The sequence below is a fragment of the Ramlibacter pallidus genome, assembly GCF_015070875.1.
GTDB lineage: Bacteria > Pseudomonadota > Gammaproteobacteria > Burkholderiales > Burkholderiaceae_C > Ramlibacter > Ramlibacter pallidus.
On sequence record NZ_JADDIV010000001.1, the window covers coordinates 809967 to 831641 of the forward strand.

26 protein-coding genes and 1 tRNA gene are annotated in these 21675 nt (G+C 70.3%); 14 read left to right on the forward strand and 13 right to left on the reverse strand.

What is annotated here, in order from left to right; translation table 11 throughout:
- Positions 1 to 9 precede the first annotated feature (9 nt).
- The 3 genes from IM787_RS04170 to IM787_RS04180 all read right to left on the reverse strand — a co-directional run bounded on the left by IM787_RS04170 (position 10) and on the right by IM787_RS04180 (position 3661).
- Positions 10 to 1587, reverse strand: coding sequence for an ABC transporter substrate-binding protein (locus IM787_RS04170; protein ID WP_193675355.1), 1578 nt, complete (start codon positions 1585 to 1587; stop codon positions 10 to 12).
- A gap of 100 nt (positions 1588 to 1687) precedes the next feature.
- Complete coding sequence (locus IM787_RS04175) at positions 1688 to 2446, reverse strand: DUF3047 domain-containing protein (protein ID WP_193675356.1); 759 nt, start codon at positions 2444 to 2446, stop codon at positions 1688 to 1690.
- 87 nt (positions 2447 to 2533) lie between these two features.
- Positions 2534 to 3661 carry a porin gene (locus tag IM787_RS04180; protein WP_193675357.1) on the reverse strand — a complete coding sequence of 376 codons (1128 nt, stop codon included), beginning with the start codon at positions 3659 to 3661 and terminating at the stop codon, positions 2534 to 2536.
- A 317-nt stretch (positions 3662 to 3978) separates the two neighbouring features.
- Between IM787_RS04180 and coq7 the strand changes: the two genes are divergently transcribed.
- The gene (coq7, locus tag IM787_RS04185) at positions 3979 to 4596 is read left to right on the forward strand and encodes a 2-polyprenyl-3-methyl-6-methoxy-1,4-benzoquinone monooxygenase (RefSeq protein ID WP_193675358.1); all 618 of its coding nucleotides are present in this window, start codon (positions 3979 to 3981) and stop codon (positions 4594 to 4596) included.
- A gap of 5 nt (positions 4597 to 4601) precedes the next feature.
- On the opposite strand, the gene IM787_RS04190 is transcribed toward coq7, so the two are convergent.
- On the reverse strand, positions 4602 to 5063 hold the full coding sequence (locus IM787_RS04190; RefSeq protein WP_193675359.1) for an OsmC family protein: 462 nt from the start codon (positions 5061 to 5063) through the stop codon (positions 4602 to 4604).
- 298 nt (positions 5064 to 5361) lie between these two features.
- Between IM787_RS04190 and ilvA the strand changes: the two genes are divergently transcribed.
- Together ilvA and IM787_RS04200 are read left to right on the forward strand one after the other, a co-directional pair.
- Complete coding sequence (ilvA, locus tag IM787_RS04195; RefSeq protein ID WP_193675360.1) at positions 5362 to 6933, forward strand: threonine ammonia-lyase, biosynthetic; 1572 nt, start codon at positions 5362 to 5364, stop codon at positions 6931 to 6933.
- A 9-nt stretch (positions 6934 to 6942) separates the two neighbouring features.
- Positions 6943 to 7656: an adenosylcobinamide-GDP ribazoletransferase gene (locus tag IM787_RS04200; RefSeq protein WP_193675361.1), complete on the forward strand. Its 714-nt coding sequence runs from the start codon at positions 6943 to 6945 to the stop codon at positions 7654 to 7656.
- Position 7657: 1 nt separating this feature from the next.
- Here IM787_RS04200 and IM787_RS04205 read toward each other — a convergent pair whose 3' ends face one another.
- The gene (locus IM787_RS04205; protein ID WP_193675362.1) at positions 7658 to 8116 is read right to left on the reverse strand and encodes a type II secretion system protein N; all 459 of its coding nucleotides are present in this window, start codon (positions 8114 to 8116) and stop codon (positions 7658 to 7660) included.
- 21 nt (positions 8117 to 8137) lie between these two features.
- Between IM787_RS04205 and gspG the strand changes: the two genes are divergently transcribed.
- The 11 genes from gspG to gspE all read left to right on the forward strand — a co-directional run bounded on the left by gspG (position 8138) and on the right by gspE (position 17877).
- Complete coding sequence (gspG, locus tag IM787_RS04210; RefSeq protein WP_193675363.1) at positions 8138 to 8596, forward strand: type II secretion system major pseudopilin GspG; 459 nt, start codon at positions 8138 to 8140, stop codon at positions 8594 to 8596.
- Positions 8574 to 9038 carry a prepilin-type N-terminal cleavage/methylation domain-containing protein gene (locus IM787_RS04215; protein WP_193675364.1) on the forward strand — a complete coding sequence of 155 codons (465 nt, stop codon included), beginning with the start codon at positions 8574 to 8576 and terminating at the stop codon, positions 9036 to 9038. The genes gspG and IM787_RS04215 overlap by 23 nt, the downstream gene beginning before the upstream one ends.
- Positions 9035 to 9391, forward strand: a complete 357-nt coding sequence (gspI, locus tag IM787_RS04220; RefSeq protein ID WP_193675365.1) for a type II secretion system minor pseudopilin GspI — start codon at positions 9035 to 9037, stop codon at positions 9389 to 9391. The genes IM787_RS04215 and gspI overlap by 4 nt, the downstream gene beginning before the upstream one ends.
- A gap of 1 nt (position 9392) precedes the next feature.
- Positions 9393 to 10082: a PulJ/GspJ family protein gene (locus tag IM787_RS04225; protein ID WP_193675366.1), complete on the forward strand. Its 690-nt coding sequence runs from the start codon at positions 9393 to 9395 to the stop codon at positions 10080 to 10082.
- A complete protein-coding gene (gene gspK / locus IM787_RS04230) occupies positions 10079 to 11068 on the forward strand; it encodes a type II secretion system minor pseudopilin GspK (protein WP_193675367.1) in 990 nt (329 codons plus the stop codon). The genes IM787_RS04225 and gspK overlap by 4 nt, the downstream gene beginning before the upstream one ends.
- Before the next feature lie 93 nt (positions 11069 to 11161).
- Entirely contained in the window at positions 11162 to 11713 is a 552-nt protein-coding gene (locus IM787_RS04235) for a hypothetical protein (RefSeq protein ID WP_193675368.1), read from the forward strand.
- 108 nt (positions 11714 to 11821) lie between these two features.
- Entirely contained in the window at positions 11822 to 13030 is a 1209-nt protein-coding gene (gspL, locus tag IM787_RS04240) for a type II secretion system protein GspL (protein WP_193675369.1), read from the forward strand.
- Complete coding sequence (locus IM787_RS04245) at positions 13027 to 13509, forward strand: type II secretion system protein M (RefSeq protein WP_193675370.1); 483 nt, start codon at positions 13027 to 13029, stop codon at positions 13507 to 13509. The genes gspL and IM787_RS04245 overlap by 4 nt, the downstream gene beginning before the upstream one ends.
- Before the next feature lie 8 nt (positions 13510 to 13517).
- On the forward strand, positions 13518 to 14309 hold the full coding sequence (gene gspN / locus IM787_RS04250) for a type II secretion system protein N (RefSeq protein WP_354004344.1): 792 nt from the start codon (positions 13518 to 13520) through the stop codon (positions 14307 to 14309).
- 8 nt (positions 14310 to 14317) lie between these two features.
- Positions 14318 to 16468 carry a type II secretion system secretin GspD gene (gene gspD / locus IM787_RS04255; protein ID WP_193675371.1) on the forward strand — a complete coding sequence of 717 codons (2151 nt, stop codon included), beginning with the start codon at positions 14318 to 14320 and terminating at the stop codon, positions 16466 to 16468.
- Positions 16469 to 16473: 5 nt separating this feature from the next.
- Positions 16474 to 17877, forward strand: coding sequence for a type II secretion system ATPase GspE (gspE, locus tag IM787_RS04260; RefSeq protein ID WP_193675372.1), 1404 nt, complete (start codon positions 16474 to 16476; stop codon positions 17875 to 17877).
- On the opposite strand, the gene IM787_RS04265 is transcribed toward gspE, so the two are convergent.
- The 8 genes from IM787_RS04265 to IM787_RS04300 form a co-directional block, all read right to left on the reverse strand.
- Positions 17874 to 18119 carry a hypothetical protein gene (locus IM787_RS04265; protein WP_193675373.1) on the reverse strand — a complete coding sequence of 82 codons (246 nt, stop codon included), beginning with the start codon at positions 18117 to 18119 and terminating at the stop codon, positions 17874 to 17876. The genes gspE and IM787_RS04265 overlap by 4 nt on opposite strands.
- Before the next feature lie 10 nt (positions 18120 to 18129).
- A complete protein-coding gene (locus IM787_RS04270; protein WP_193675374.1) occupies positions 18130 to 18315 on the reverse strand; it encodes a hypothetical protein in 186 nt (61 codons plus the stop codon).
- Between the two features lie 131 nt (positions 18316 to 18446).
- A complete protein-coding gene (locus IM787_RS04275; protein WP_193675375.1) occupies positions 18447 to 19169 on the reverse strand; it encodes a haloacid dehalogenase type II in 723 nt (240 codons plus the stop codon).
- A 35-nt stretch (positions 19170 to 19204) separates the two neighbouring features.
- Positions 19205 to 19612, reverse strand: coding sequence for a DUF2871 family protein (locus IM787_RS04280; RefSeq protein WP_193675376.1), 408 nt, complete (start codon positions 19610 to 19612; stop codon positions 19205 to 19207).
- Between the two features lie 11 nt (positions 19613 to 19623).
- The gene (locus IM787_RS04285; RefSeq protein ID WP_193675377.1) at positions 19624 to 20172 is read right to left on the reverse strand and encodes a hypothetical protein; all 549 of its coding nucleotides are present in this window, start codon (positions 20170 to 20172) and stop codon (positions 19624 to 19626) included.
- 159 nt (positions 20173 to 20331) lie between these two features.
- A complete protein-coding gene (locus IM787_RS04290) occupies positions 20332 to 20718 on the reverse strand; it encodes a VOC family protein (protein ID WP_193675378.1) in 387 nt (128 codons plus the stop codon).
- Positions 20719 to 20807: 89 nt separating this feature from the next.
- A tRNA-Phe gene (locus IM787_RS04295) sits at positions 20808 to 20883 on the reverse strand.
- Positions 20884 to 20937: 54 nt separating this feature from the next.
- Complete coding sequence (locus IM787_RS04300; protein WP_193675379.1) at positions 20938 to 21660, reverse strand: response regulator; 723 nt, start codon at positions 21658 to 21660, stop codon at positions 20938 to 20940.
- Positions 21661 to 21675: the final 15 nt, after the last annotated feature.

Genomic DNA, 21675 nt, shown 5'->3' on the forward strand with positions numbered 1-21675 from the left:
GGCAAGGCGTCAGTTCACCTTGATCAGGCGCCAGTCGAGCCGGTTGTCCGGGCGGTGCACCACGTCGATGTTCTTCTTCATCGCCCACGGGATCACCTGGTTGTGCAGCGGCAGGTGCGACACGTCCTCGTTGCTGATCTTCCAGGCGTCGGTGAGCAGGCGGTTGCGCACCAGCAGGTCGGTCTCGACCTTGGCGCGGTCGATCACGGCGTCCAGCTTCGGGTTGCTGTAGCGGCCGACGTTGTAGTTGCCGTCACCGTCGGTGCCGGTGGTGCGGACCAGCGACTGCAGGCTGTACATGGAGTCGAAGGTCGGGACGCCCCAGCCCAGCATGTAGATGCTGGCCTCGAAGCGCTGGATCATCGGGAAGTACGTGACCAGCGGCAGCGTGCGCAGCTTGGCCTTCACGCCGACGCGCGACCACATGGCGGTCACGGCCTGGCAGATCTCCTCGTCGTTGATGTAGCGGTTGTTCGGGCAGGCGAAGTCGACTTCGAAGCCTTGCGGATAGCCGGCGTCGGCCAGCAGCTTCTTCGCGGCGTCCTGGCTGTAGGGGAAGCGCTTGTGGATCTCTTCCGTCCAGCCGGTGACCTGCGGGGCCACCAGCGCGCCGGTGGGCTGGCCCAGGCCGCGCATGGTGACCTTCATCAGGGTCTCGATGTCGATCGCCTGGTACAGCGCCTTGCGCACGCGCTGGTCCTTCAGCGGGTTCTTGCCCTTCACGTTGGAGCCGGGCAGTTCGTCGCGGTGCTGGTCCATGCCGAAGAAGATCGTGCGGCTTTCCACGCCGTCGACGACCTTCAGGTTCGGGTTGGCGCGCAGGCGGCCCAGGTCCTGCGGGCTGGGGTCAAGCACGAAGTCGACTTCACCCGAGAGCATGGCGGCCACGCGGGTGGCTTCGGACTTGATCGGGGTGTAGATGATCTCGGTGACGTTGCCTTCGAGCTTGCCCCACCACGCCGGGTTGGCGGCCAGGTGCAGGCGCTGGTCGGGCACCCACTGCTTCATGGTGAACGGGCCCGTCCCCATGGCATTGCGGTTGGCGAACGTCTCCTGGGTGACGTTCTTGATGTCCTTGGGGTCGACGGAGTTGTTCTTCTCGGCCCAGGCCTTGCTCATCATGCGCAGCTCGGTCAGCTGGTTCAGCAACACCGGGTTGGGGCGCTTGGTGATGATGTCGATGGTGTTCGCGTTCACCTTCACGACGCGGTCGATGCCGGCCGTGTACGGGGTGAAGTTGGAGGTGGGCTTCATCGCACGGGTGAGCGAGTACACCGCGTCGTCCGCCGTGAAGTCGGTGCCGTCGTGGAACTTCACGCCCTGGCGCAGGTTGACGCGCAGCTGGGTCGGGGACACCTGGGTCCAGGACGTCGCCAGCACGGGCTCGATCTTGAAGGTGCGGCTGTTGTAGTAGACCAGCGACTCGTACACGGCGGCGTGGATGCCGTTCTGCAGCGCATTGTTCTGCGAGTGGATGTCCCAGGTGGCGATGTCCGACGCGCTGGCCCAGCGGAATGTCTTCGCGTGCACCGGCGAACCGGCGGCGGCAAACACGGCGGCCGCAAGCAATGCGTACTTGATCCTCATTCGACTCTCTCCAATTTTGAAAGTGCAGACTATGCAGCAGTCGTGCCAGCCCGGTCAAAAGGGGTTTCCCGGGAGGGCGTGACGCCGGTCACGCGGCGCCTCACCGGCTGGCGGGCAGGAAGCGCACCGGGCCGTACCAGGCTTCGGCCAGGCTTTGCGTGTTGTCCGTGTCCGTCATCAGGGCGACCCCCACCAGTGCGCCGGGCGGTTCGCCGAAGGCCCGCTCGTAGTCGGCGCGGATGTCGCGCTCGTAATCCAGCCACCGGTTTAGGCTCCCGGGGCCGCTCTCGACCACCAGCTTGCGGATGCGGTCCGTGCGCGTGTTGCGGATCACGGTGCCGGGCGCGCGCTGGTTGCACCAAACGTACATCAGCGTCGCATAGGGCATCTCTTCCCCGGTGAGGGCGCGCACCAGTTCCGACAGGGCGGCATCGCGGGGCGAGAAGCGGGAACGGTCGCCTTCGAAGGCGAGGACGATGCGCACGGGTGCGTCGGCCTTGTCGCGGGAGGCCAGGTCGGCACCGGCGATCAGCGCGGACACCTTCCACGAGAAGCGCACCTGTCCGAGCTGCTGCGGTTCGATGCGCAGGCTTTGCCGCAACAGGCTCGCCGAAGCGTCGGCCTGCACGGCGACGGCGTCGCGCCCGAGGTGGCGTTCGTACTGGAAACGGGTCGCGGCCTTGCCTGGCAGCGGCTTGTGCGTCCAGGGGCCCGCATCGGAGGCCGCCGTCCCGGACTGGATGGCCCACGGCGAGTCCGAGATGCCGGGGGGCACCGGCGCGGAAGCGCATCCCGCGAGCAGCAGGGCGAAGCCGGCGGCAAGCAGCCGCGGGGAGCGGGGTGATGTGACTGGCGTCATGGCGTGGCCTGCACAAAAAAAGGCCGCCCGAAGGCGGCCTTTTCAAGTTTCTTTTTTTCTGCACCGGCCTCGCGGCCGGTTCGAAAATTAGAAGCTGTGGCGGATGCCGATGTCGTAGCCGGTGGAGGAACCGTTGACGGTACCAGCGGCGAAGGACGAGGCGCCCAGGGCGAAGCGCGGGCCACCCACGAAGCCATCGCTGTTGCGAATGCGGGCGATGGTCGCGTACACGGCGGTGCGCTTGGACAGGTTGTGCACGTAGCCAACCGCGAACTTGCGAGCGCGGGGTTCCGGAGCGCCGGCGACGTTGAAGTCGAAACGGTACTCGCTGTAGGACGCGCGCACTTCGCCGGCGCCGACCGGCACCAGGGCACCGATCAGCCAGCCGCGGCCGTCGACGCCGGTGGCGCCGCCAGCGGCGCCTTCGTCACGACCGTACTGGGCCATGACCTTGGCCATGCCGAAGTCCCACTGGCCACCCAGGTTCCAGCTACGGAAGTCGTCCAGACCGGCGCCTTCGTAGTTGGTACGCTGCCAGCCCAGGGCCACGTTGAACGGGCCTTGGCCGTAGCCGATGCGCAGGCCGAAGCCGGAGCCGTTGTCTTCGCCAACGCCCAGGGCGTCGTCGTTCTCACCCATCCAGTACTGGGCTTGGCCGTAGAAGCCGCCCAGGTTCGGGGGCAGGAAGTAGCCGATGGTGTTGGAAGCGCGGACGGCAACGCCGGAGGTGCCCGACGGAGCCAGGGTCGCGGCGCCCAGCAGCATGGTGTTGGTGCCAACGCCGTTCGTGCCGAACGGATCGAACACGGTCAGGTTCCAGAAGGAGGCGGTGTAGTCACGGCCCAGGCGCAGTTCACCCCAGCCGCCCGCGAGGGAGACCGTGGAACGGCGGTTGAAGTTCAGGCCGGTGTTGCCGGCGACCGTCGTGGCTTGGTTGCCCGCGGGGATGCCACCGCCAGCACGACCGTCGTCGTTGCTGATGCCGGCTTCCAGCCAGAAGGAAGCGGACATGCCGCCACCCAGGTCTTCCGTGCCACGGAAGCCGAGGCGCGAGCTGTTGTAGCCGGAGTTGGTCAGCTGGGTCACGCGGCTGCCACCATCGGCACGGCCGTGGTTGAAGGTCGCGTCGACGATGCCGAACAGCGTGACCGACGACTGGGCGGAAGCCGCACCAGCAGCGGCCATCACAGCCAGCGCAATCAGGGACTTTTTCATGCAAGTTTCTCCAAGGTTAAACATAGGGCTCCGGTTACGCATGGGACGCAAATGCAGGCACGTTCGCGTCTCACCGGATCCCCGGGCCAACCTCCTTTTGGGAAGTTGACGCTATTCCACCAGACGGTCTTTTCCGACGCAAAGTATTTAGCCGTCCTGACTGCGTTTCGTTGTGGACCGGCAACAAGGATTCCAAGGCCGAGTACACCTGGCACAACACCTGGCGCCAGCTTTTCGCATCCCGGAAAAACGAGCGGTCGGCCGTCGCGGACGAAGGGTCGCCGCCGTGCGATTTTTTCGGGGCGTACACTGCCGCCATGGACCGGATCCTCGGCGCCCTCGACCAGGCCTTGCGCACCCTTTTCGCCACCCCGCGCGGCACCCGGCCCTGCCCCGTGGTGCCGGCGGAATCGACCCACCTCGGCGCCCAGGAACGGCAGCATGCCGGCGCCCTGATGCGCGTCAACCATGTCGGCGAGGTCTGCGCCCAGGCGCTTTACACGGCGCAGGCCCTGGCCACGCGGGACGACGCCCTGCGCGCGCAGCTGGAACAGGCGGCGCGCGAGGAAACCGACCACCTGGCCTGGACCCAGCAGCGGCTGGAGGAGCTGGGCTCGCGGCCGTCGCTGCTCAATCCGCTCTGGTACGCGGGCGCCTTCGGCCTGGGGCTGGTCGCGGGCCGCATCGGCGACCGGGTGAGCCTGGGCTTCATCGTCGAGACCGAACGCCAGGTCGAAGCCCACCTGCAGGGGCACCTGGACCGGCTGCCGCAGGGCGACCATGCGTCGCGCGCCATCGTGGCGCAGATGAAGGCCGACGAAATGGCGCATGCCAACCATGCGCAAAGCATGGGCGCGGCCGAACTGCCGGAGGCGGTGAAGCTCGCGATGCGAACGGCGGCCAAGGTGATGACCACCACCGCGCACTACATCTGAGCGCCTCAGGCGGCCGCGTCGTCCTCGACGATCTCGAAGCTGGTCGTCATCTCCGCGGTCTTCGCCAGCATCGCGCTCGCCGAGCAGTACTTCTCGTGGCTCATGGCGATGGCGCGCTCCACCGCCTGCGCCGGCAGCTTGCGCCCGCGCACCGTGAAATGCATGTGGATCTTCGTGAACACCTTGGGGTCGGCCGGCGCGCGGTGCGCCTCCAGCTTCACCGAGCAGCCGCGCACGTCGTGGCGGCCGCGCTTGAGGATCAGCACCACGTCATAGGCCGTGCAGCCGCCGGTGCCGGCCAGGACGGTTTCCATCGGACGCGGCGCCAGGTTGCGCCCGCCGTTCTCGGGCCGCGCCTCGTCGGGCGCGCCGTCCATCACCAGCACGTGGCCGCTGCCGGTTTCCGCGAGGAAACCCATCCCCGAACGGGCGCCCGTCGCGCCCGTCCATGTCACCGTGCATTCCATGTTCTTCCTCCTGCGGGCCGGGCAAGTGCCAAAAAGTTGCGGCGGCCCCGATGCGCGCGCGAGACACTCTTGTGCATCGCAGCAAAGTTGTGGCTATACTGAACCCACAGCATAGCGATTCCGCTAAGCCCGCCCGGCGAAGCAGCCCGCGCGAACCTGGTTCCCGCCCCTGCGCCGCCGGCGTCCCGGTTGTCTCCTCCACCCTCCGAAAAGGTGGATTCAGCCCCCGGACCGCAAGGCCCGGGGGCTTTTTTCCGCCTGCGGCGCCCCTGCCGTGCCGCCTTATGATTTCCGGCTCATGAAGAAACACCTGCAGCCGGAGGACTACCTCAAGAAGATCCTCACGGCGCGCGTCTACGACGTGGCCGTCGAGACGCCGCTCGAGCCCGCGCGCAACCTGTCCCGGCGCCTCCACAACAAGGTGCTGCTCAAGCGCGAGGACCAGCAGCCGGTCTTCAGCTTCAAGCTGCGCGGCGCCTACAACAAGATGGCGCACCTGGCGCCGGAGCAGCTCAAGCGCGGGGTGATCTGCGCCTCCGCCGGCAACCACGCGCAGGGCGTGGCGCTGGCGGCGCACAAGCTCGGGTCGCGTGCGGTGATCGTCATGCCGGTGACCACGCCGCAGCTCAAGGTCGAGGCCGTCAAGGCGCTGGGCGGCGAGGTCGTGCTGCACGGCGACAGCTACTCGGACGCTGCCACGCACGCCTACGCGCTGTGCGAGCAGGAGCAGCTCACCTTCGTGCACCCTTTCGACGACCCGGACGTGATCGCCGGCCAGGGCACCATCGCGATGGAGATCCTGCGCCAGCACCAGGGGCCGCTCGACGCCGTGTTCGTCGCCATCGGCGGCGGCGGCCTGATCTCCGGGGTGGCCAGCTACATCAAGGCCGTGCGGCCCGAGGTGAAGGTGATCGGCGTGCAGATGAGCGATTCGGACGCCATGGCGCGTTCGGTCGCCGCGAGCAAGCGCGTGACGCTCGCGGACGTCGGCCTGTTTTCCGACGGCACCGCGGTGAAGCTGGTGGGCGAGGAGACGTTCCGGCTGGCGAGCCAGCTGGTGGACGAGTTCATGCTGGTCGACACCGACGCCGTCTGCGCGGCCATCAAGGACGTGTTCGTCGACACGCGCAGCATCGTGGAGCCGGCCGGCGCGCTGGCCGTCGCCGCCATCAAGCAGTACGTCGCCGGGCACAAGCGGCGCGGCGAGACCTACGCGGCGATCCTCTGCGGCGCCAACATGAACTTCGACCGCCTGCGCTTCGTGGCCGAGCGGGCGGAGGTCGGTGAGGAGCGCGAGGCGCTGTTCGCCGTGACCATCCCGGAGGAACGCGGCAGCTTCCGCCGCTTCTGCGAGGTGATCGGCACCCTGCCCGGCGGCGCGCGCAACGTCACGGAATTCAACTACCGCATCGGCGACGCCGAGCAGGCGCACGTCTTCGTCGGGCTGACCACGCACGGCAAGGGCGAGTCGGGACGCATCGCCGCGAACTTCACGCGGCATGGCTTCGAAGCGCTCGACCTCACCCACGACGAACTCGCCAAGGAGCACGTGCGGCACATGGTGGGCGGGCCCTCGCCGCTGGCCGGCGACGAGCGCCTGCTGCGGTTCATCTTCCCGGAGCGGCCCGGCGCCCTGATGAAGTTCCTGTCGCAGATGCGCCCCGGCTGGAACATCTCCCTGTTCCATTACCGCAACCAGGGCGCCGACTACGGCCGCATCCTGGTCGGCCTGCAGGTGCCGCGCAGCGACGAGAAGACCTTCCAGGCCTTCCTCGAGGAACTGGGCTATCCGTACGTGGACGAGACCGCCAATCCGGTCTACCGCCTGTTCCTGCGCAGCCGGGCCCCCGGAAACGCCACGGCTGGGTAGCATCGGCGGGTGCCAGGCTTTCGCGACACCCTCCACCTCTTCGGCCGCCGCTTCGCGCTGGCGCTGCAATCCTCCACCCGCGTGCGGGCACCCGTGGAGGCGCCCGTCGAGGACGACCTGCTGCAATCCAGCACCGGCCACATCCCCGGCGCGGGCTGGCTCGTCGGGCTGGCCGCCTGCCTCGTTTTCGCCCTGACCTCGCTGCTGGTCGGGCAGGCGACCGCCGCGGCGATCGCCTGCACCGTGGCGACCGTGCTGCTCACCGGTGCCCAGAACGAAAGCGGGCTGTTCCGCTTCGCCGACCGCATGGGCCGGCGCGACGCGGGCTGGGGCGCGCTGGCCCTGTTTCTGGTGCTGGGGGGCAAGCTCGCCCTGCTCGCGGCCCTGGCCGACCGGGCGGAAGCGGCGGTGATCACGGCCCTGTTCGCCGGCCAGGTGGTCTCGCGGTTCGCGCCGCTGGTGGCGGCGCACTGGCTGGACACCCGCGAGGCGGCGCTGCGCACGCTGCGCGTGGGAGCCCTGTGGTGCGTGGTCCCGCTGGCGCTGCTGGCCTTCGCGGGCGGGGTGGCCTTCCTCGTGGCGGCCCTGCTGGCGTGCGCGCTGGCGGGCTTCGCGCTGGTGCGCTTCACCGCCCCGCCCGAAGGGGCGCGTGCCGAGCGGACCGGCGCCGTGCAGCAGGTCTGCGAAGTCGCCTTCTACTTCGGCGCGGCCATCGCCGCCTGATTCACTGCTGCCGCAGCGGCGGCAGTTCCAGCACCAGCAGCGGCGGGCCATCGCGCTGCGCGGCGATGGTGGCCTTGCGGCCCTGGACCGATTGCAGCACGAGCCCTTCGTCGAGCGACGTGCCGACACGGTAGGGCCGCGCGGGCTTGCCGTCGACGGAGATGACGGCGGCACCCGCGCCGGACGTGGCGCCGGCGGCGACGCCCACCAGCTGGAAACGGCTGGCCAGCGTGGCGACAGGGGCCGGCGCGGCCGCGGTCGCGGGCGTGCTGCCCAGCAGCCGCGCGATGGCGGCGGGATCGGCGGCGGCCACCGCGCGCGGCGGCGCGACGCGGGCGCTGGCCGGCGGCGTCCCGCCCGCCACTTTCAGCGCCCAGTACAACGCGCTCAGCCCGACCAGAGCCCACAGGCCGAAGGTCGTGCCGCGAACCGTCCAGGAAGCGGGGGCCGTGGTCAACATGGCGCGATTATCATTGAACGGATGCGTTCCTCCCCTGCATTCCACCGCCGCGCCGCCCTGCGCGCGAAGCAGCTGGCCTCGGCCGGCTTCACCCTCATCGAGCTGATGGTGGTGCTGGTCATCATCGGCGTGCTCGCCGCGCTGATCGTGCCGAACGTGCTGGACCGCGCGGACGACGCCCGGGTCACCGCTGCGCGCACCGACGTCAACAACCTCATGCAGGCGCTCAAGCTGTACCGGCTGGACAACCAGCGCTATCCCACCGGCGAACAGGGCCTGCAGGCGCTCATCGCGCGGCCGACCGCGGCGCCGGTGCCGCCCAACTGGAAGCCCTACCTGGAAAAGCTGCCCAACGACCCGTGGGGCCGGCCGTACCAGTACCTCAATCCCGGCGTCAAAGGCGAGATCGACGTGATGTCCTTCGGCGCCGACGGCCAGCCGGGCGGCGAGGGCAAGAATGCCGACGTCGGCTCCTGGTAGGGAGCGCGCGGTCCCGCGCCGGCACGCCGCCGGCTTCACCCTGCTCGAACTGCTGGTGGTGATCTCCATCATCGCCATCGCTTCCGCAGGGGTCTCCTTCGCCCTGCGCGACGCCGCCGGCGCACCGCTGGAACGCGACGCGCAGCGGCTGGCCGCCCTGCTGGAGTCGGCCCGCGCGCGTTCGCGGCTGACCGGCCAGCCCGTGCGCTGGGTCGCGACCGAGCAGGGGTTCCGCTTCGAGGGGCTCCCCGCGGGCACGCTGCCGGAGCAGTGGCTCAGCGCCGACACGCGCGTCGCCTCGCGCGGCGTGCTGGTGCTGGGCCCCGAACCGGTGATCGGCCCGCAGGCGGTGGACCTCGCGAGCGCGGACCAGCCCGGGCAGAACATCCGCGTCGCCACCGACGGCCTGCGGCCTTTCGCCATCGCGGCGCCGCAGCCGTGAGGCGCCTGCACGGCTTCACGCTGATCGAGGTGCTGGTCGCCCTCGGCATCGTGTCGATCGCGCTGGTCGCGGGCCTGCAGGCCACCGCCGCGCTTACCAACAATGCCCAGCGCCAATCCGACGTGCTGCTCGCCCACCTGTGCGCCGAGAACGAATTGGGCCGGCTCCGGTTGGCGCGCCAGTTGCCCGCGGTGGGCGACGCCGAGGTCGCCTGCGAGCAGGCCGGCCAGGCCTTCAGCGTGCGCGTGAAGGTCTCGCCCACGCCGAACCCGAGCTTCCGCCGCGTGGACGCCCAGGTCCTTGCCGGCGGAACGCCCATCCTGCGGATCTCCACCGTGCAGGGGCGCTACTGACATGCGGCAGCGCGGCTTCACCCTGGTCGAACTGCTGGTGTCGCTGTTCGCGCTGGCGCTGCTCGCCGCCCTGAGCTGGCGGGGCCTCGACGGCATGGTGCGGACGCGGCAGATGACGGAAGCGCGTGCCGACGAGGTCCTCGCTCTGCAGACCGGCCTGGCGCAATGGACCGCGGACCTGGAGGCGATCGCCGAATTCCCGCCGGCGGCGGCCCTCGAATGGAACGGGCGCGTGCTGCGCCTCACGCGCCGCAGCAGCCTGTCGCCCGCCGACGGCGTGCGGGTGGTGGCCTGGACGCACCGTGAAGGCCAGTGGCTGCGCTGGGAGTCGCCGCCGGTGGCCACCAAGGGCGACCTCGAGACGGCGTGGCTGCAGGCGGAGCTGTGGGCCCAGAACCCGAGCGACGCCATGCGCCAGCAGCAGGTGGCGATCACGCCGCTGCAGGACTGGCGCATCTTCTACTACCGCGAGGACAGCTGGACCAACCCGCAGTCGAGCGCCGCGAGCAACGAGGCGACGCGCCGTTCGCCCTTCGGCGACCGCAGCGGGGGCGGAGGCGGTGCCGCAACTTCGCGCTCGACCCTGCCCGATGGCGTGCGGCTGGTGCTGCAACTGCCGGAAGGCCGCGCCATCAGCGGGCAACTGGTGCGCGACTGGGTCCGCCCCACCGTCGGCGGGAGCACGCCATGAAGCGCGCGGCGCAGGCGGGCGCGGCGCTCCTGGCCGCCATGCTCACGGTCACCCTGGTGGCGACCTTCGCCGCCGCGGCCCTGTGGCAGCAGTGGCGCAGCGTCGAAGTGGAGGCCGCCGACCGCACGCGCGTGCAGTCGTCCTGGATCCTCACGGGGGCGCTCGACTGGGCCCGGCTGATCCTGCGCGAGGACCGCAACCGCTTCGACCACCTGGGGGAGCCCTGGGCCGTTCCGCTGCAGGAGGCGCGCCTCTCGACCTTCCTGGCGGCGGACGCGGCCAACAACGCGGACACCGGCGATGCGGACCAGGTCTTCCTCTCCGGCGAGATCACCGACCTGCAGTCGCGGCTGAACCTGGGCAACCTGGTGCGGGCCGGCAACCTGGACAAGGACTGGGTGGAGGTCGCCCGCCGCCTGTTCGAGGTGCTCGGGCTGCCGCCGTCGCAACTGGCGAACATGGCGGAGAACCTGCGCTTCGCCTCCGACATCGCCGTCGACAACCGCAACGCCTCGCGTGCCGCGCTGACGCCACAACGCCTGGAACAGCTCGCGTGGCTCGGACTGCCGCCGCAGACCATCGCCGTGCTGGAGCCGTACGTCACGCTGCTGCCGACCACCGGCCAGCCCGGAACCGTCCCGACCGTCAACGTGAACACAGCGCCGGCGCAGGTGATCTACGCCGCCGTCCCCGGCATCAGCCTGGCGGACGCGCAGCGCCTCGTCGCCGAACGTGAACGCAAGCCCTTCCAGGCCCTGGCCGACGTCAAGGCCCTGCTGCCGGAAGGCGCCGAGCTCGCCGCCTCCAGGGTCTACGTGGCCACGTCCTTCTTCGAGGTGCGCGGCCGCCTGCGCATGGACGACGTGACCATCGAGGAGCGGTCCATCGTGCAGCGGGTGACGCTGGGGCAGGAGGTCCGCACGCTCCAACGCGAACGGGTGGCACCCTCGCCGCCGACGGCGCCGGCCACGCGCCGCAATCCGTAGTCGTCCTTCGGGCGTTCCCCAAACGCGGTATTGCCGCGGCCCATCGCTACATCTATCGTCGTCAACTTACAACTTCTCACGAGGACGCACGAAATGAAGCAATGGCACAAGGTTCTGGTTTCCCTGGTGGCGGTCGCGGCGCTGGCCGCCTGCGGCGGCGGCGGGGACGACGAGGGCACCGCCGGCACGGACACCGGGACCGGCACCGGCACGGGGACGGGGACCGGCACCGCCGCGGCGGCCGACAAGTACGTGGGCACCTGGGTCCTGGCGTGCAGCGCCTTCAACGCGACCGAGTCCGAAAAGGAAACGCTGGTCGTAACCAAGGCCGGCGACACGTCCCTGAACGTCGCCTTCGCCCTGACGTCCTACGCCAACACCACCTGCGCCGGCGCCGGTACCGTGCAGAACTTCACCGGCACGGCCACGATCGACAGCCAGACCAGCGTGACGTACCAGGGCAACGCCGAGACCTTCGACCGCATCACGGCCAACATCGCGGGCGAAGGCACCCTCAAGTGGCTGGGCACCGTGCGCGCCAACGGCACCCAGATGGTCATCGACTTCGAGGACAACGGCGTCGATTCCGCCGTGATGTACCCGACGAACCCGAACGAGGGCGAATCGGTCTACACCAAGCAATAAGGCCTGCCGCCCGCCAGGATCGCCCGCCTCGCGCGGGCGATCTTCCTTGTGCGCGTGACCCCGCGCCCGGTGCGCCGCGGGAGCCGCCACCTACAATGCGCCCGAATCATGAGTTCCCTGATCGTTTCGCTCCCCCTCGAACCGGCCACGGGCGCGACCGAATGGGCTTATGCGCTGACGCCGGACGGCCGCACGCTCGGCGACCATGGGCACGTGCCCGCGGCGCTGCTGCCGCTGCCCCGGGGGGCCGGTGCCGAGATCGTCGCCGTCGTCCCGGCGCAGGCCATGGGCTGGCACCGGGTGACGCTCCCCAAGGGAATGCAGCCCGGCACCCCGCGCCTGCGCGCCGCGCTCGAGGGCGTGCTCGAGGAAGAACTCCTCGACGAAACGGAAGCCGTGCACCTGGCCCTGCAACCCGGGGCGAAGGCCGGCGAGCCGGCCTGGGTGGCCACCTGCGACCGCGCTTGGCTGCGCCACGCGCTGCAGTTGCTGGAGAACGCCGGGCGCCCGGTCACGCGGATCGTGCCCGAGTTCGCGCCGGAGGGCGCCTCGGCGCTGGTCGTCCTCGGCGATCCGCAGCAGGCCTGGGTGGTGGCGAGCGGCGAACAGGGCGTGCTGGCCTTGCCGCTGACGAACGCCGCGGCCGCGCTGTTGCCCGCGCTGCCGGAGGATGCACCGCGGCTGGCGGAACCCGCCGTCGCCGCCCTGGCGGAGCAGATGCTCCAGCACAAGTTCAGCCTGCAGCAGGCGCCGCAGCGCTGGCTCCAGGCGGCGCGCACGCGCTGGGACCTGGCGCAGTTCGAGTTCGCCAGTTCCTCCCGCACGCGCGCGTTCAAGAAGCTCTCGACGGGCTGGGGCGACGTGCTGCGCAGTCCTTCGTGGCGGCCGGCACGCTGGGCGGCCGCGCTGGTGATCGGGATCAACCTTGCCGGCCTGAACGCGTGGGCCTGGAAGGAACGCGCCAGCCTGGAAGACAAGCGGGACATCGTGCAGCAGACGCTGCGCGAGACCTTCCCGCAGGTGCGCGTGGTCGTCGATGCGCCCGTGCAGATGGAGCGCGAGGTGTCCCTCCTGCGCCAGCAGGCCGGGGTGGCCTCCGCGCGCGACCTGGATGCGCTGCTCGGCGCGCTGGCGACGGTGCTGCCCGCGGGGCGCACGCCTTCGGCCCTGGACTACACCGCAGGCGAACTGCGCGCGCGCGGCCTGGCCTTGTCCGCCGAGGACGTGCGGCGCGTCGCGACGCAGCTGAAGGGCCTGGGCTATTCCGCCGCCGCGTCGGGCGACGTGCTGGTCGTCACCGCGGAGGGCTCCCTGTGAACGTGCAAGACCTGCGCACGCGCTGGGCGGGACTGGCGCCGCGCGAACAGGCGCTCGTGACGGCGGCCGCCGGCCTGGTCGTGCTCGCCCTGCTCTGGTGGATCCTGCTGGGCCCGGCCCTCGCCACCCTCCGGTCCGCCGAGGCGCAACACCGGGTGCTGGACCAGCAGGTGCTGCAGATGCGCCGCTTGCAGGCGCAGGCCCGCACGATGCAGGCCCAGCCGAAGCAGAATCCCGACGAAGCCATGCGCCAGCTGGAAGCGGCGATCCGGCAGCAGCTGGGCGTGAGCGCGCGCTACAGCATCGCCGGCGAACGCGTGACCGTCACGCTGGCCAATGTGCCGGCACCGGCGCTCGCCCAGTGGCTCACGCAGGTGCGCTCCAACGCGCGCGCCATCCCCGGCGAAGCGAAGCTCGCGCGCAACCCTGCCGGCGGCTGGGACGGCACGCTGGTGCTGACGCTGCCGGCGGCGCGCTGACGGCGAACGTGGCGCGCGCACCGCGAGTCCCCCGCGAGATTCCCTGGGCCTGGGCCGCCGGCGGCGCGGCGCTGGGCGTCGTGCTGGCGCTGGTCCTCTTTGCCCCCGCCCGCTGGCTGGCCGCCGGCGTCGAACGCGCGACCGGCGGACAGGTGCTGCTGGCCGACACGCGCGGCACGCTCTGGGGCGGATCCGCGCAGGTGGTGCTGACCGGCGGCCCCGGCAGCTCGGACGCCGCCACGCTGCCCGGCCGCCTGGCCTGGGAACTGCAACCCCGCTGGAACGGCGTCGCCGCCCGCGTGCTCGCGGATTGCTGCATGACCACGCCGGTCGACGCCCGGGCACGCCTGCGCGTCGGCGGGCTCGCCGTGCAGGTCGGCGACAGCACGTCGCACTGGCCCGCCGCCCTGCTCGCCGGCCTCGGCACGCCCTGGAACACTTTGCAATTCGACGGCGACCTGCAGCTGGCGACGCAGGGCCTTTCAGTAGAATGGGCCGAAGGCCGGCCGGTGATCGCCGGGCGGGCCGAGTTGGTGGCGCAGCGCCTCGCGTCGCGCCTGTCTACGCTGAGGCCCATGGGCAGCTACCGCATCACCTTGCAAGGGGGCGCTCCGGCCACGCTGCGGCTGGAAACCCTCGAGGGCAGCCTGCAGCTGTCCGGGACCGGCCAGTGGGTGGGCCGCCGGCTGCGTTTCCGCGGCGAAGCCACCGCCGCGCCCGAACGCGAGGCGGCGCTGGCCAACCTGTTGAACATCATCGGCCGCCGCAGCGGCCCCCGATCCCTCATTTCGATCGGCTGAAAGACTCCATGAATTTCCGTCTTGCCTTCGCCGCATGCACCGCCGCCCTGCTGTTGGGGGGCGCGCCCGGCCTGCTGCACGCCCAGCGCACCGCCGAGCCCATCACGCTGAACTTCGTGAACGCCGAGATCGAGGCGGTGGCCCGCACGATGGCCGCCATCACCGGGCGCAACATCGTGGTCGATCCGCGCGTGAAGGGCACCATCACGCTGGCGACCGACCGCCCGGTGCCGCCGGCCGCGGCCTTCAACCAGTTCGTCGCGACGCTGCGCCTGTCCGGCTATACCGTGGTGGAGTCGGGCGGGCTGTTGAAGGTGGTGCCGGAGGCGGAGGCCAAGCTGCAGGGCGGCGCCGTCTCGGTCGACGGCAGCGTGAGCGGCAGCCAGATCGTGACGCAGATCTTCCGCCTGAATTTCGAGAACGCCGCCAACCTGGTGCCGATCCTGCGGCCGCTGATCAGCCCCAACAACACGATCAACGTGAACCCCGGCAACAACTCGCTGGTGATCACGGACTACGCCGACAACCTGCAGCGCCTCGGCCGCATCATCGCTGCCCTCGACGTCTCCAACGCCACCGACGTGGAGGTGATCAACCTGCGCCACGCCCTCGCCGTGGACTTGGCGCCCGTGGTGCAGCGGCTGGTGGACTCCTCCGGCGGCCCGGCGACCGGCGCCGCGCCCGCGGCGCAGGGCCAGGCGGACAACGCCTTCCGCACCACCGTGATCGCCGAGCCGCGGAGCAATTCGCTGGTCGTGCGCGCCGCGAACCCCGCGCGCCTCGGCCTGGTGCGCTCGGTGGTGGGCCGCCTGGACGTGCCCGGTGCCGGCGGCGCGGCGGGCAACATCCACGTCGTCTACCTGCGCAACGCCGAAGCCACGAAACTGGCAGTGGTCCTGCGTGCCGCGCTGGCCAGCATGGCCCCGCAAGGCGCGCCGGGCGCGGTGGGTGCGCCGGCCGCCGTCAATCAGCAGTCGCCCGTGGTGACCAGCGGCCTGAGCGGCGCCGGCAACGCCACCGGCACCAGCGCGGCCAACGCGCCCATCGCGCCGTCGGCGCAGCCGTCCACCGGCGGCCAGATCCAGGCGGACCCCGCCACCAATTCCCTGATCATCACCGCGCCGGAGCCGCAGTACCGCCAGTTGCGCGCCGTGATCGACCAGCTCGATGGCCGCCGCGCGCAGGTGCTGGTGGAAAGCCTGATCGTCGAAGTGAACGCCGAGAAGGCGGCGGAGTTCGGCATCCAGTGGCAGAACATCCTGGGCAACACCAACAGCAGCACGATCGGATTCCTGGGCTCCAATTTCCGCACCGGCACGAGCACCAACATCATCGACCTGGCGATCGGCGCGGCCACCGGCGCTGCGATCCCGTCCACCGGCTTCAACATCGGCGCGGTGCGCAACATCGACGGCAACTACGTGCTGGGCCTGCTGGCGCGCTTCCTCGAGAGCAAGACCGACGCGAACATCCTGTCGACGCCCAACCTGCTGACGCTGGACAACGAGGAAGCGAAGATCGTCATCGGCGAGAACGTGCCCTTCATCACTGGCCAGTACACCAACGCCAGCTCCGGCAACAGCAACGGCAGCGTGAACCCGTTCCAGACCATCGAGCGCAAGGACGTCGGCCTGACGCTGCGCGTGAAGCCGCAGATCGCCGAGAACGGCACCGTGCGCCTGACGATCTACCAGGAGGTCTCCAGCGTCGACCCCGCCACGCGCAACGCGCTCAACGGCCCGACCACGCGCAAGCGCACCATCGAGTCGAACGTCGTGGTGGACGACGGCTCGGTGATCGTGCTCGGCGGCCTGCTCGAGGACCGCTACGGCGGCACGGCCGACAAGGTGCCGGGCGCCGGCGACGTGCCGCTGTTCGGCAACCTGTTCCGCAGCGAGGCGCGCAGCCGCGCCAAGAACAACCTGATGGTGTTCCTGCGCCCGGTGGTGATCCGCGACACGACGCAGACCGAGGCGCTGTCGATCGACCGCTACGACCTGATGCGCACCAAGCAGCAGAACGCGCAGCCGACGCCCAGCGTGCTGGCGCCGGTGAACGACGCGCCCATCCTGCCGGAAGTGACGCGTCCCGCCCCGCCGATCGACACCTGGCGGCCGCTGTCGCCGCCGCCCGCGACCTCCGCGCCTTCCGCGCGCTGACCGCCATGCGCTACCCGCTGCCCTACGGCTTCGCGCGCAGCCAGCAGCTGCTGCTGGAGGACGACGGCGACCAGTTGGTGCTGTGGCACGCCGGCACCCCCGCGCCGGCGTGGACGGAAGTCCTGCGCAAGTACCGCGTGGGCGCGCTGCAGCGGCTGGAGGCCGAGGCGCTGGCCCAGCGCATCAGCGCGGCGTATGCGCAGGGCGAATCGAGCGCCGCCACCGTGGTGAGCGAAGTGCAGAACGACGCCGACCTGTCGCGCATCATGCAGGAGCTGCCGGCGGTGGAAGACCTGCTGGAAGCCAGCGACGACGCGCCCATCATCCGCATGCTCAACGCGCTGCTCACGCAGGCGGCGCGCGACGGCGCGAGCGACATCCACATCGAGCCCTACGAGCGCCATTCCAGCGTGCGCTTCCGCGTCGACGGCGCGCTGCGCGAAGTGGTGCAGCCCAATCGCGCACTGCACGCGGCGCTGATCTCGCGCCTGAAGATCATGGCGGAGCTGGACATCGCCGAGAAGCGCCTGCCGCAGGACGGCCGGATCTCGCTGCGCATCGGCACCCGCGCGGTCGACGTGCGCGTGTCGACGCTGCCCAGCGCGCACGGCGAACGCGCGGTGCTGCGGCTGCTGGACAAGTCCGAGAGCCGCATCAGCCTGGAGTCGGTGGGCATGACCGGCGACACGCTGCGCCGCCTGGTCGAGCTGATCGGGCAGCCGCACGGGATCATCCTGGTGACCGGCCCGACCGGCTCGGGCAAGACGACGACGCTGTACGCGGCGCTCAGCCGGCTGGACGCCACCACCAGCAACATCATGACGGTGGAAGACCCGATCGAGTACGAGCTGCCCGGCATCGGCCAGACGCAGGTCAACGCCAAGATCGACCTCGACTTCGCCAAGGCGCTGCGCGCGATCCTGCGGCAGGACCCCGACGTCATCATGATCGGCGAGATCCGCGACTACGAGACCGCGCAGATCGCGATCCAGGCCTCGCTGACCGGCCACCTCGTGCTCGCGACGCTGCACACGAACGACGCAGCCAGCGCGGTGACCCGCCTGACCGACATGGGCGTGGAGCCATTCCTCCTGAGTTCCTCCCTGCTGGGCGTGCTGGCGCAGCGCCTGGTGCGCAAGTTGTGCGAGTACTGCAAGGTCGAAGTGGAAGGCGTGGCGCGCGGGTGCCAGCACTGCGGCTACACCGGCTACCACGGCCGCACCGGCATCTTCGAGCTGATGACGGCCGACGAGCGCATGCGCGCCCTGATCCACAACCGGGCATCGGAAGCGGAGATCCGGGAGGCGGCGCTTTCCGCGGGCATGCGCCTGATGCGGGACGACGGCGAGCGCCTGGTGCGCGAGGGGGTCACCTCGCGCGAGGAAGTGCTGCGCGTGACGCGCGACTAGGCGAGCTCGCGCACGCGCTCCGGCGGGTTCGCCGGACCGGGTTCCTTGATCGGGTATTGCGGCCCGCGTTCCTTTTCGATCGGGGGCGCCTCCGGCTCGTCCTGGCGGGGATGCGGCGGCACCGGCTGGGGCTGCTGCTGTTGCTGCGCCGCGCGCGGCTTGTCGCCCGACGGCTTGTCGTTCGCCGATGGCTTGTCGCCGCCCGCCGCCATCGGCCTGAACTTCGCCTTGAACATCACCATGACGGGTCCTTCAATCCGGCTGCTGGACGAAGTCGTCCTTGCCACCGACGCCGGGCTGCGGCTTCTGGTCGGTGGTGCGGTGCGGCACCAGCTCGCGCGGATCCTCGTCCGCCTGGGGCTTCGGTTGCGGGATCTGCCCGCGCTCCGGCTGCGGATGCGCGAGCCCGTGGTCGATGGGGGTGCGATCTTCAGGCATGGGCTTTCCTCGGTTCATTGCATGGTGCGGCGGACCGTGGCGCGCCCGCCTAGGCCAAGCGCGTGCCGGCGTTTCGGCCAAGCCCGCGCGGAACTGTCGGTGCCTGACTACGCGGCCGTAGGGCCGTCGATTCAGCAGCCGAGCTGGTCGGCGAGGTCGAGCAGATCGCGGCTGTGCAGGTCATTGCCCGGCTGGGGCGACACGTCCTTCGGCCGCCGCGCGCCGAATTCGATCTCCCGCTCCACGTAGGCCGTCCGCAAACCGCACGCACGCGCGCCGGCCAGGTCATCATGGTGCGCCGCGACCAGCATCACGCGCTGCGGCGGCAAGTCGAACACCTTCGCCACGCCGAGGTAGGTCGCGGGATCCGGCTTGTAGGCACGGAAGACCTCGGCGGACAGCACGCAGTCCCAGGGCAGGCCCGCGCGCTTGGCCATGTTCGTGAGCAGGCCGAGATTGCCGTTGGAGAGCGTGCAGATCGTGTACCTGCGCTTGAGCCGCTGCAGGCCCTCGACCACATCCGGCCACGGGGCGAGCCGGTGCCACGCGCGATTGAGCTGCCGCCGCGCGGCTTCGTCGAGATGCCCGAGACCGAAGCGCGGCAGGATCGCATCCAGGATCATGCGGTGCAGGTCGTCGATCAGCGTCCAGCCCAGTTCGCCGGACATCACGCGCGCCATCGCCGGGCGGTAGCCCTCGCGCCAGGCGAGCGCGAAGGCATCGGCGTCGACCTGCGGATGCAGCGCCGCGATCTCGCGGGCGATGCTGCCGTGCCAGTCGACGACGGTGCCGAAGATGTCGAAGGCGAGGACGTCGACCTCGCCGGCGAGGCGGTGCGCGGAGGTGGAAGGCATGCGCGCCAGTGTAGGCGCGGCGGGCCCTTCGCCGGCTAGGCCTGCGCGACGCCTTGCGGCTGCCGCCAGAGCGCCGCCAGCAGCAGGGCCACGGAAACCAGCAACCCGAGCGATGAGGTGATCGCCACCACCTTCAGCGCACCGGCCAGCGCCGATGCGCCCCCTGCGCTCCGCAGCGCGACCAGCATCCCGGCGAGAGCCAGCAGGCTCGCGGGCATCGCGACGTTGTAGATCCAGACGAAGCCGCGGAAACGCCAGTCGCGTTGCAGGTAGGGATAGACGCGCAGGATCAGCGCCGCCACCGCGAGCACGGCCCATCCCAGCAGGTTGACGTGCGCATGCACGGGGCGCAGCGTGAAGTCGCCGGAGGCGCCCATGCCGACGCCCAGGAGCATGCCGGCGAGCAGGTAGACGAAGGAAAGGCGCAGGAGGTTCAGGTGCATGGGGGTCTCGTTCAGGGAGCGGCGGAGTCTGCGGCAGGGGCCGCGGCTTGTCTTGCATCGGGACGACATCCGGGCTCGCCGGTGGCTTCGACGCGGAACACGGTGCTGCGTCCGCCCACGACGAGGCGCGCCTGCGCCTCGCACTCGCCCGGTGCGAGACGCACGCGCATGCGCACCACGGAGCCGGGCCACACCATGCCGGCAGCCGCCGTGAACGGCCGGCCGTTGATCGAGTACTCGCCGTTGACACCGACGATCTGCTGCACGCGTGCGCTGTGCAGCAGGGTCACGGGCTCGGAGATGGCGTGCGTTGCGCCGCGCGGCACGGCCTTGGGCTGGAAGCGCGCCGGACGCGCGATGCCCAGGAGGTCCGCGGGGACCGCGTCAGGCGCATCGAGCGAAAGCGTCGAGAGCCAGCCGACCGAAGCCCAGAGGACGGCGGTGACGAGGATCGCGATCCACAGGGGTGCCGCGAGCCAGGGGATGTCGGCGGACCGGACCGCCGGGGCCGGTTCCACGTGCAGGCCGTGGACCATGGAGACGTTGCGGGAGAAAGCCATTGCAGGGAAGCGCGGAGGTGGACCCGCCCGGAAGGCAAGCGAATCTCGCGCGCAGGTTCGTTTCGGAGGCGGTGATGTTCCGTTCCGCGACCCTGCAGGGTCTTGCATGGCTGCGACAAGATCGTGAGCGCATGCTTCAGCGAGCAGGCGCCCGCGCCGCTACGCTGGCGCGTGGCAGACCGCCTCGATGTTGTGCCCGTCCGGGTCGCGCACGAACGCGCCGTAGTAGTCCGGGTGGTAGTGCGGCCGCAGCCCCGGCTTGCCGTTGTCGGTGCCGCCTGCGGCCATGGCGGCGGCGTAGAAGGCGTCGACGAGCGCGCGTGTCGGCACGCGGAAGGCGATGTGCACCGGGGGCTGGTTGGGCGTTCCGCTGTGGATCCAGAAATCGGGCTTGGGCGGTTCGCCGAAGCCCGCGACGTCGGTGTGGCCCGTCACCGAAGCGGGGATCTCCGCCATCAACACATAGCCGATCGGCGCCAGGGCCCGGACGTAGAACGCCTTGCTCTTGCCGAAATCGCTGACGACGATGCCTGTGTGGTCGATCATTGCTCGCCTTTCGTGCCGGCCAATGAAAAAGGGGCCCGCGAGGAGCCCCTTCTTGCACGAGTCCCCGGAGAACAGGGAACCCGTTTGACTGGTGGCCTGGGGCGGAATCGAACCACCGACACGCGGATTTTCAATCCGCTGCTCTACCAACTGAGCTACCGGGCCGTGAGCCGGAAATTATATCAGAGGGGAAAGCCCCCTCTCTCTTCGCGCCGCGCGTCAGGCGGCGTTGCTGCTGCTGTTGCGCTTGCCGCGCGACAAGTCCACGCCCAGCTGCTTGAGCTTGCGGTACAGGTGGGTGCGCTCCAGGCCCGTCTTCTCGGCCACGCGCGTCATCGAGCCGCCTTCCTTGGCCAGGTGGAACTCGAAGTAGCACTTCTCGAATTCGTCGCGCGCATCGCGCAGCGGCTTGTCCAGTTCGAACATCTGGCGCGCCTGCGGGCCCATCTCCACCACCGCCGGGATCGCCTGGCCGCCGGTCATGGCGGCTTCGACGGTGAGCTCGGTCACCTGCATCGGCATCACGCCCGCCATGCCCGGCTTGCGCATCGGCACGGCCGCTGCCGCACCCGCCGGCGCGTTGCGGGCCAGGCCGGCTTCGACCGCCTTCAACAGCTTCTGCATGGTGATCGGCTTCTCGAGGAACGAGTGGGCGCCGATCTTGGTGGCCTCCACGGCCGTCTCGATGGTCGCGTGGCCGGACATCATCACCACCGGCATGCTGAGCAAGCCGGTCGTGGACCATTCCTTCAGCAGCGTGACGCCGTCCGTGTCCGGCATCCAGATATCGAGCAGCACGAGATCCGGCCGCATGCGCTGGCGCGCCGCCCGGGCCTGCGCCGCGTTCTCCGCGAGTTCGACGGTGTGTCCTTCGTCGTTGAGGATCTCGGACAGGAGGTCCCGGATCCCGAGCTCGTCGTCCACCACCAGAATGTTTGCCATCGGATCTCTTTGTCG